Genomic DNA, 10,199 nt, shown 5'->3' on the forward strand with positions numbered 1-10,199 from the left:
CCAAGGTTCCTTCCATGAACATTCTGTCTCCCGTGGCCCTTGCGGCCGCGCCCGTCACCCGTGCGTCCCAGACCCTCGCCGTGGCGCAACAGCTTCTCAAACATCTCGAACGCGGCCAGCGCCTCGATGCCGCGATCCTTCGTGCAGCGATGGAAACAGCCTTCGGCGCATCCGACACCAGCGGCGCCTGGGACTGGAAGGCGGCCTATGAGGCCTGCGAGGTCGCGACAGTCCTCTTCCTGCGTAAATACGGAAAGGCGCTTTTCCGCAAAGCCGCATCTCCGGCTGCACGTCTCTCCGCTCTTTCAAAGATCGCCGGGCTCCTGCCGACGCATACCCGGCGCTCGGAAGAATCGCAGGCGCTCCAGCAGTTCTCGACGCCGGTGCCACTCGGCCTTGCCGCCGTGGCGGCCGCCTCCATTGCTGCTGGCGACATCGTGCTGGAGCCGTCGGCTGGCACCGGCCTGCTCGCCATCCTGGCCGAGATATCAGGCGGAACGCTCCTCCTCAACGAGTTGGCCGAGACCCGCGCCGATCTGCTCACTGCGCTGTTTACGGCTGTCGCCGTCACGCGCTTCGACGCAGCCCAGATCGACGATCATCTCGCGCCGTACGCCACCCCCTCAGTCGTGCTGATGAACCCGCCATTCTCCGTCATGGCGAACGTCTCCGGCCGCGTGGCCGACGCCGCCTATCGCCATGTTGCTTCGGCACTGGCCCGGCTCGCCGATGGCGGGCGGCTGGTCGCGATCACCGGCGCCAACTTCAGCCCCGAGCATCCGACTTGGACAGCGGCCTTCGTCCGGCTTCAGGAGCGTGGCCGCGTCGTCTTCACCGCGGCCGTGGACGGCTCGGCCTATGCCAAGCACGGCACGACCCTCGACACGCGTCTAACGGTCATTGACAAGCTGTCGGCCGACGATCGTTCTGCGTTTCCCCCTTCGCCAGGCATCGCGCCCGACGTCGGTACGCTGCTCGGCTGGATCGCGACACAGGTTCCGCCGCGTCCGACTGCAACCCTGCCGCCAGTGAAAACCTCGGCGTCCGCCGCGTCGCCCCGCACCATTCGCGGATACCGCGCCCGTACCACTGCCGCGCCCGCCACGCCCGCGTCTATCGAGCCGGAAGGCGTCGAACTCCCCTATGAAACCGTGGACTGGACGCCCGCCGAAGACGGCCGGATCACCGACGCGATCTATGAAGAATATGGATTGCAGGCGATCCGTATTCCCGGGGCGCAGGCCCACCCTACCAAGCTTGTGCAATCCGTCGCGATGGCCTCGGTCGCGCCGCCCAGGCCGAGCTACAAGCCCCGGCTGCCTGCAAACATCGTCTCGGATGGCCTGCTCTCTGACGCCCAGCTCGAAACCGTTATCTACGCTGGCGAGGCGCATGCCGACTTCCTCGCTGGTTCGTGGACGCTCGACGAGACTTTCGACGTCGTCTCGTCAGCGCCCGACGACGCGCCGAACTCAGTGCGCTTCCGCCGCGGCTTCATGCTCGGCGACGGGACCGGCGCCGGCAAGGGCCGCCAGTCAGCCGGCATCATCCTCGACAACTGGATGCAGGGCCGCCGCAAGGCGGTGTGGATCTCCAAATCCGACAAGCTGCTGGAGGATGCCCAGCGCGACTGGTCGGCGCTCGGCATGGAGCGCCTGCTGGTCACGCCGCTGTCGCGCTTTCCGCAGGGCAAGGACATCACACTCTCGGAAGCCGTCCTATTCACCACCTATGCCACGCTACGGTCCGACGATCGCGGCGAGAAGCTTTCCCGCGTCAAGCAGATCGTCGAATGGTTGGGTTCCGACTTCGATGGAGTGATCATTTTCGACGAGAGCCACGCCATGCAGAACGCCGCTGGTGGAAAGGGCGAACGCGGCGATGTCGCCGCCTCCCAGCAGGGCCGTGCGGGCCTTCGGCTCCAGCACGCCCTGCCGAATGCGCGCATCGTCTATGTCTCGGCAACCGGCGCGACCACCGTCCAAAACCTCGCCTATGCCCAGCGCCTCGGTCTCTGGGGCGGCAAGGACTTCCCGTTCTCGACCCGCGCCGAATTCGTCGAAGCGATAGAAGACGGCGGCGTGGCGGCGATGGAAGTGCTGGCCCGCGACCTGCGCTCGCTCGGCCTCTACACCGCCCGCTCACTGTCTTATGACGGCGTCGAATACGAACTGGTCGAGCACCAGCTCACCCCCGAGCAGACCGGCATCTACGACGCCTACGCCGGGGCCTTCGCCGTCATCCACAATAATCTCGACGCGGCGATGCAGGCCGCCAATATCACCGGCGATTCCGGCACTCTGAACCGCCAGGCCAAGTCCGCTGCCCGCTCGGCCTTCGAATCCGCCAAGCAGCGCTTCTTCGGCCATCTGCTGACCTCGATGAAGACGCCGACCCTGATCCGCTCGATCGAGCAGGACCTGGCCGACGGCCATGCCGCGGTGATCCAGATCGTCTCGACCGGCGAGGCATTGATGGAACGCCGGCTCGCGGAGATCCCGACGGAAGAATGGAACGACGTCCGGGTGGACATCACCCCGCGCGAATACGTTCTGGATTATCTCGCCCATTCCTTCCCGGTGCAGCTCTACGAGCCCTTCACCGACAGCGAGGGCAACCTGTCGTCGCGGCCGGTGTTTCGCGACGGCCAGCCGGTCGAGAGCCGCGACGCCGTTGCCCGTCGTGACCGCCTGATCGAGAGGCTCGCTTCGCTGCCCCCGGTTCCCGGCGCTCTCGATCAGATCGTCCAGCGCTTCGGAACCGATGTCGTGGCTGAGGTGACAGGGCGCGCGCGCCGCATCGTCCGCAAGACCAGCCCCGGCGGCATCGACCGCCTTGCCGTGGAGAACCGCGCCGGATCGGCCAATCTCGCCGAGACTCAAGCCTTCATGGATGATCAGAAGCGTATCCTGATCTTCTCCGACGCCGGCGGCACCGGGCGCAGCTACCACGCCGATCTGTCGGCGCGGAACCAGCGGCTGCGCATCCACTATCTGCTGGAGCCGGGGTGGAGAGCCGACGCCGCCATTCAGGGCCTGGGCCGCACCAACCGGACCAACCAGGCGCAGCCGCCGCTGTTCCGGCCGATCTCGACCGACGTGAAGGCCGAAAAGCGCTTCCTGTCGACCATCGCCCGCCGCCTCGACACACTCGGCGCAATCACGCGCGGCCAGCGCCAGACTGGCGGCCAGGGCCTGTTCCGGCCCGAGGATAATCTGGAATCGCACTACGCCCGCGACGCCCTGCGGCAGCTCTACCTGCTGTTGGTGCGCGGCAAGGTCGACGGCTGCTCGCTCCAGATGTTCGAGGACGCCACCGGCCTCTCGCTGATGGATTCCACCGGCATCAAGGACGAACTGCCGCCGATCACCACCTTCCTGAACAGGCTGTTGGCACTGACCATCGACCTTCAGGGTGTCCTGTTCACCGCGTTCGAGCGGCTGTTGAACGCCAAGATCGAAGGCGCCATCGCCTCGGGCAGCTATGACGTCGGGCTAGAGACACTGCAGGCCGAGAGCTTCATCGTAACCGACCGCCGAACGATCCACGTCCATCCTGGCACCGGGGCCGAGGCTCGGCTGCTGACCATCACCCAGCGCCAGCGAAACCGTCCCGTGACGCTGGCCGAGGCGCTCGACCATCTCGATGATGCGGGCGCGAAGCTGCTGGTCAACGAGCGTTCGGGCCGCGCCGCCGTGCAGATCCCGACCACCAGCACCATGCTGGACGATGGCGAGATCGAACGGCGCGTGCGGTTGATCCGACCGATGGAGGCGCACAACATCCCCATCAGGATGATGGATGAGACCCATTGGGTCGACGCGGACCGGGCGGGCTTCACCGCGGCATGGAACGCCGAGGTAGCCGAGGTGCCGGAGTATGCCGAAAGCACCATCTATGTCGTCAGCGGCCTATTGCTGCCGATCTGGAAACGCCTCCCGAGCGAGTCGACGCGGGTGTATCGACTCCAGACCGACGACGGCGAGCGCATCGTTGGCCGCCGTGTCTCCGCCGTCTGGGTAGCCGGCGCGCTCGCCACCGGCACATCGACCCTGACAACGGACGACGCCTTCATGGCGCTGATGGATGGCAAGACCATCCTCGATCTGACCGAGAGTCTTCAGCTCCGTCGCGTCCGGGTCATGGGCGCCAACCGCATCGAGCTGTCGGGCTTCACCGACGCCATGCGCGATCGCCTGCGGGCCTATGGGCTGTTTCACGAGATCATCTCGTGGAAGCTGCGGATGTTCGTGCCGACCGATACGACCGGCGCCGCTATCCTGGCCAAGGTGCTGGAGCGCTATCCCGTCGAGCGCGTCAGCGAGCGGGAGGCGGCGTGATGGCACGGCATGACGCCTCCGATCTGGCGATCCGTCTCGGCCGGCAAGCCGAGGCGGTGTGCCGCCACTACCTCACCTCCGGCCATCGCGAGGGGCGCTACTGGCTGGTCGGCGATGTCCGCAACACCCCCGGCCGCTCGATGTTCGTGCGGCTGAAGGGTGGCGAAACCGGCAAAGGCGCCGCCGGCAAATGGACCGACGCCGCCACCGGCGAGCATGGAGATCTGCTGGACGTCATCCGCGAGAGTTGCGGCCTGGTCGATTTCAAGGATGTCGCCGAAGAGGCGCGCACCTTCCTGTCGATGCCCCATCCCGAACCGGACCGTCGATATGACGGCGAGCGCAAGTCACCGGCGCCGACCGGCTCACCCGAAGCGGCACGGCGGCTCTTTGCGATGGCACAGCCGATTTCGGGCACACTCGTAAAGACATATCTCCGTACACGCGGCATTACGGATTTGCACGGAACCGGAAGCCTGCGCTTCCATCCGCGCTGCTACTACCGGCCTGACGAACATTCCCCGACAGAGACCTGGCCGGCGATGATCGCATCGGTCACCGACCTCACCGGGCGTCAGACCGGCGCGCATCGCACCTGGCTCGCTGCAGACGGCTCGGACAAGGCTCCGATCGACACGCCGAGACGGGCGATGGGCGACCTCCTCGGACATGCCGTTCGCTTCGGTGTGGCTGGCGACGTAATGGCGGCGGGCGAAGGCATCGAGACGATGCTGTCGCTCAGGATGGCATTCCCTACCATGCCGATGGCGGCGGCGCTTTCGGCGGCACATCTCTCGGCCATCCTGTTCCCCGCCACGCTGCGACGACTTTACATTGCCCGCGACAATGATCCGGCCGGCGACGGTTCGATGGCGACGTTGATCGAACGGGCGAACGCGGCCGGGATCGGGGCGGTCGTGGTGTCTCCGAGCCTGGGCGACTTCAACGACGATCTCCGCCTGGAGGGCCTGGACAGCCTTCGGGCAGCCACTCGGACTCAGATCGCGCCCCAGGACGTCGCACGCTTCATGCAGCCTGCGACATAAGGCCGAGAGGAGAAGGTCGGCAGCAGGAGCGCCGTCGTCGGCATCGCTCGGATGATCACCAGGTCGGAGAGAACCGCGCCCCGGCCTTCGAGAGGGCGATCGGCCAGCAAACGGCCCGGACCCGCAATGCCTGCGGCGGACTATTTTCCGGCGCGGCCGAGTGCCGCTTTCCATCGCGAGGCAAAATAGCCCGCCTTCGTCATCCTCCGCTGTGCTCCGGCCCTCCGCTTCGCTGCGGATGCAGGTCCGGCCCGCCCGCCGGCTTTCGTCGCCATGAAGGCCGCGAGGGTCGCGGTCGAACCAACGGAGCATTCCGATGAGCGAGCACGACGACTACGACGCTACCCAAGCCTCTTCTCCCACCGACCATGTCCTTCGCGAACTCCAGCTTTACGGCTACCGTCCATTTACGGATGAACCCGATCCCCGACCGCTTCCGGAGGGCGACCATGTCGCCGGCGCCATCGCCGATATCTTCGACGCACTGATTGTCACGCTGGAGGACACCCGCCTGGAGCCCGACCTCGACGATCTCCTCTGGTCAACCGTCAATGTCTTCCACCGGGCCAACGAACGGATCGAGCGCGAGCTGGACGACAACGAGCAGGCGCAGCGCCGCGGCCAGCGCGAACAGGACGGCAGCGAAGTGAAGGCCGTCGAGCTGGAGCGCCTGACGGCCGAGGGCCAGACCATGATCGAACGCCGCAACGCCTTCGAGCTGATGCGCGACCAGGCCGCAGAACACTACGAGCGCCACACCGGATCGCTTTGGCGACCGCGCAGCGGATCGATGGTCAACCATCGCAACCTGACCTCGGCGATGATCGACAGCCGGGAATTCCTCGCCGCCAGGAAGCGCGCCGACAACGAGGTGCTGCTCCCCGCCGGTCCGAAGATCGCCTTCACCGGCGGGCTCGACTTCAACGATCACCACCTGATCTGGGGCAAGCTCGATCAGGTCCACGCTAAACACCCCGACATGGTGCTGCTGCACGGCAAGTCGCCGAAGGGCGCCGAGAAGATCGCGGCCAAATGGGCCGACACCCGCAAGGTGCCACAGGTCGGTTTCGCCCCTGACTGGACGAAACACGCCAAGGCGGCACCATTCAAGCGCAACGATCAGATGCTCGACGTTCTGCCGATCGGCGTCATCGTCTTCCCCGGCACAGGCATTCAGGACAATCTTGCCGACAAGGCGAAGAAGCTCGGCATCCCGCTGTACGATTTCCGCCCTAAGGGAGGCGGCGCATAAGCGCCGTCCTCAATCATGGCGACCATATCTCGCCACTGAAGACGAGGTCGCCAGCGAATGGCACCACACCATCGAGCTCTCGCCTGTCGTCAACGGCGATGGTGACGTGGGAGCGAAAATCCCGATGTTCCCAGCCAGCACCAGCGATCCTGAACTCGCGGTGGCGAGTAGCTATTGGAACGGACCTGAACCTCAAGGCGATGATCCCTCCCATGCGCGCGACAAGCCGACGGGGGGACGTCGGAACGACAAGCACCGACGCGTCCAGGGTCAGGTTGGCGACGTCGACCGTATCGTGCGTCTTCGCGATGGTGACATGCCAGTTGGCGGGGACGATGTCGTCGAAGCCAGCCGAACGCGCCCAATCCGCCACCGCTTCAGCGTTCGCCAGGGGTCTAATCACCGTCAGCATGAGAGATGCTCCAAGTACAGTCAAACTCCGTTCGATCAGCCCGACCACTGCCGGCAGATCATCCCGCAGCGCGTCATTACCCGCCTCGCATATGAAAACCGGCTGCAATCGTTTACTCGCATTATCCTGCCTTTCGACGCGGACGACCAGGACACGGTCGGATGCAACGCAGTGAATTGCTGTGGGGCTATCCTAGCACTCGGTCGAAGCGAGAAACCATCCCCCGCTTCCATTGCGCTAATCCTTGGTCCAGCCGCTGGCCTGACGCCATCAACCCGTAAAGGGTCGGACTACGCAAAGCGTGCCGCCGCTCCAGCTTTGCCTGCGCGGTGATTGCGGCCATCGGCCGGACACATCGGGCGCCTGTCGCGCGGGAGATGGTCTCTCGCCTCCAAGACAGGAGCCGGTCCGATGTCCCTCAATCAAGCTCACGCCTTCGCCTTCAGCCTCGCCTCCACCCTCATGGTCTCGATCGTCATCTTCCAGGCCGGCGACGGCACCATGGGCGTCATGCCCGCCGGCGAATATGACGGCGAACTCGCCGCCATCGTTCGCGAGATCGATCCCTTCGCCCGCTGACCGCGGGCAAGGCGACAGAGCCGCAAGCGGAAGTCCCATGGGATTTCCGCTCCTGCCCTGCCTTCTCTTCGGCTATACTATCAATGCGCCATGGTGGTGGTGGAGGCGCGACCGTCAGACCTTTATCTCACGGAGAACACCACCATGGTCTTCATCGGCATCCTCTCCGGCATCGCGGCGATTGGCGTTCTCTGCTGGTTGCTGTTCACGCTGGCTGTAAGCGCGAATTTCTCGGCACATTCCCATCCTGCTTGCAGCGGGATTTAACCCGTCGAGTCGTTCTATCTGGTATTCGGAACAAGTAGATCCGCACAGCGCCCGTGGGGCAGCTTGGGCTCCAAAAAAATTTAAGAGCACGAAACGGATTGTTGTAACTTCGACTTGCTGGAAGTTTAGAAGCTGGTTTTCAGGAGGTCCGAATGGCACAGATCAAGTTTCTTCCGCTTCCAACTGACAACGTGAGTGGTTTGCGCAAAGGTGCACGCGATGCATACGATTGTGCACCCGAGCACGTATTATCTGATGGAGCAGGTAACCCTTGCCGTCATTGTCTTAATTTCATTCCCAAAGGTTCCGGGATGATGATATTGGCTTATCGACCATTTGACCATGCCCAGCCCTATGCAGAAACAGGGCCCATCTTCTTGTGTGCCGACGAGTGCGCGCCGTGGTCAGGGATAGAAGTTCCTCCAATACTAAGCAGCCCAGACTATCTGCTCAAAGGCTACACAGCGGATCAACGCATCCGATACGGCACTGGAAGGATTGTAGCTAAGAACGACATTGTAGCCTACGCATCCGAACTTTTGGATCACGACAACATCAGCTTCGTCGATGTTAGATCAGCGCGGAACAACTGCTTTCAGGTTCGTATTGTTCGTGCAGATTGATACGCTGTGGCAGCTTAGGACTAGCGTGTCTCTTAGTGGTCACCGTTAGGCACTTATGTAGTTCCAAGGTAATAGATCCTCGATATTAGCGTCTTGGGATCGCTGCGGAAGTTCGGTGAGGACGTGCTTGAGCCAAGCGAACGGCTCAACGCCACATGCGCGACAAGTCAGCATGAGACTGTAGACGACAGCGCTGGCTTTGGCTCCGTCTACAGTATCGCTGAAGAGCCACGATTTTCTTCCAGTAGCAAAAATTCTGATATCACGTTCCAGCAAATTGTTGTCGATCGGCATGTTGCCGTCTTCGGTGTAACGGGTCAGATATTGCCATTGATTGACCGTATAGGAGACCGCGTCCTCAAGCTTGCTTTCCGGCAAAACCTTCGGAGCTATCTTGTCGAGCCATGCCTTGAGGGCATTCAGGACCGGAATGCTGTGTTGCTGGCGAAAGCGGCGAATGCGATCAGCCTGCGTTTCACCGTCACCCGGTTTTTCATCGCGAGCCTGTTTTTCAATTCGGTAAAGCTGCTCGAAGAACTTCAGCGCCTGCTCTGGTGGTCCGCCGCCGTTCTTCCTTGCCTTGAGGGCTTCGACAAAGCGCCGCCGTGAATGGGCCATGCAACCTATATGTCTGGCGCCTTTCAATGTGCGCCATGCCGTATAGCCGTCGCTCACCAATATGCCGCGATAGTCGCCAAGAAAGGCCTGCGGATATTGCTGCCCGCGACCGGGCTGATAATCGAGCAGCACGATCGGTTCAGCACTGTCTTCGCCGCTCCGGTATGCCCACATGTAGGACGTGCTGGTGGCAGCCTTGTCCTGTTCCTTCAGCACCTGAACCGTGGTCTCATCACCATGAATGAGTGTCTGCGATCTGAGCCGGAGTTTCAGCGCATCATAGATGCGGGAAAGATGTCTTTCGCTCGAACCGATCACCCAATGACCAAGAGCGCCACGGCTGACAGGAACGCCAGCACGCTCGAAGGCTTTTGCCAGACGATAGAGCGGCGTGCCGTCGACATATTTGTGAACAAGCGCGAAAGCCAGCGTCGATGCTGTGGCGATGCTGCCCGGCAAGGGCTGTGCAGGCATCGGTGCGATCACAATCGGGGTTTTGATGCCGGTGCGATCACAGTTGCGGCACGCATATTTGGCCCGGGCATTTTGCAGAACCTTGGCCTTCACCTCGATGTGAAGCTGCTCGGTGACCAGTTCACCCATGCGATGCATCGGATGACTGCAGCACGGACAAATCTTTTGATCGTCGGGAAGGTCATATTCCACACGTTCGCGCGGCAGAGTGGAAGGCAGTGGTTTGCGACCGCGCTTTTTACCTTGCCGCGCTTCCGTCTCCGGCAATCCCGTGTCGGGTAATTCAATGGTATCAGCGAGCTCTTCGTCTGTATCTGCCTCAAGGGTAGTCTGCTCAGCTTCGTTGAAGACACGATCAACACGCTTTTCGCTGTGCGGTGCAAAACGATGCAGCCGCGCCAACGCCAGCTCTTCCTCAAGCTTGAAGACACGCTCGTTCAGTTGCTGATTTTCCGCCTGCAACGCAACTATCTGCGTCATCAGATCTGCGACGGTGGGTTGGCCTGCTCGATTCATCCCAATGCTTGAATCGAACACAGTCAGCGACGTCAATAAATTAATTCACGGGTTTTTATATTTATGCGCCGG

General features: G+C 62.7%; 8 protein-coding genes. 5 read left to right on the forward strand and 3 right to left on the reverse strand.

Annotation, left to right across the window (positions count from 1 at the left end; all coding sequences use genetic code 11):
• Positions 1-14: 14 nt before the first annotated feature.
• The 3 genes from ABE527_RS20105 to ABE527_RS20115 all read left to right on the forward strand — a co-directional run bounded on the left by ABE527_RS20105 (position 15) and on the right by ABE527_RS20115 (position 6,638).
• Positions 15-4,340, forward strand: a complete 4,326-nt coding sequence (locus tag ABE527_RS20105) for a strawberry notch-like NTP hydrolase domain-containing protein (protein WP_499698106.1) — start codon at positions 15-17, stop codon at positions 4,338-4,340.
• A complete protein-coding gene (locus ABE527_RS20110; protein ID WP_499698107.1) occupies positions 4,340-5,386 on the forward strand; it encodes a DUF7146 domain-containing protein in 1,047 nt (348 codons plus the stop codon). The genes ABE527_RS20105 and ABE527_RS20110 overlap by 1 nt, the downstream gene beginning before the upstream one ends.
• A gap of 316 nt (positions 5,387-5,702) precedes the next feature.
• Complete coding sequence (locus tag ABE527_RS20115) at positions 5,703-6,638, forward strand: DUF2493 domain-containing protein (protein WP_499698108.1); 936 nt, start codon at positions 5,703-5,705, stop codon at positions 6,636-6,638.
• 13 nt (positions 6,639-6,651) lie between these two features.
• Here the strand turns inward: ABE527_RS20115 and ABE527_RS20120 are convergent, their stop codons facing one another.
• Positions 6,652-7,050: a hypothetical protein gene (locus tag ABE527_RS20120; RefSeq protein WP_499698109.1), complete on the reverse strand. Its 399-nt coding sequence runs from the start codon at positions 7,048-7,050 to the stop codon at positions 6,652-6,654.
• A gap of 411 nt (positions 7,051-7,461) precedes the next feature.
• Between ABE527_RS20120 and ABE527_RS20125 the strand changes: the two genes are divergently transcribed.
• Positions 7,462-7,629, forward strand: a complete 168-nt coding sequence (locus tag ABE527_RS20125; protein ID WP_499698110.1) for a hypothetical protein — start codon at positions 7,462-7,464, stop codon at positions 7,627-7,629.
• Between the two features lie 114 nt (positions 7,630-7,743).
• On the opposite strand, the gene ABE527_RS20130 is transcribed toward ABE527_RS20125, so the two are convergent.
• The gene (locus ABE527_RS20130; protein WP_499698111.1) at positions 7,744-7,869 is read right to left on the reverse strand and encodes a hypothetical protein; all 126 of its coding nucleotides are present in this window, start codon (positions 7,867-7,869) and stop codon (positions 7,744-7,746) included.
• Positions 7,870-8,048: 179 nt separating this feature from the next.
• Between ABE527_RS20130 and ABE527_RS20135 the strand changes: the two genes are divergently transcribed.
• Positions 8,049-8,519 (forward strand): DUF1203 domain-containing protein, encoded by a 471-nt coding sequence (locus ABE527_RS20135; RefSeq protein WP_499698112.1) that lies wholly within the window; start codon positions 8,049-8,051, stop codon positions 8,517-8,519.
• 45 nt (positions 8,520-8,564) lie between these two features.
• On the opposite strand, the gene tnpC is transcribed toward ABE527_RS20135, so the two are convergent.
• On the reverse strand, positions 8,565-10,127 hold the full coding sequence (tnpC, locus tag ABE527_RS20140) for an IS66 family transposase (RefSeq protein WP_499698113.1): 1,563 nt from the start codon (positions 10,125-10,127) through the stop codon (positions 8,565-8,567).
• Positions 10,128-10,199 lie beyond the last annotated feature (72 nt).

Origin of the sequence: Brucella sp. TWI432, from assembly GCF_039674445.1 — a bacterium.
GTDB lineage: Bacteria > Pseudomonadota > Alphaproteobacteria > Rhizobiales > Rhizobiaceae > Brucella > Brucella chromiisoli.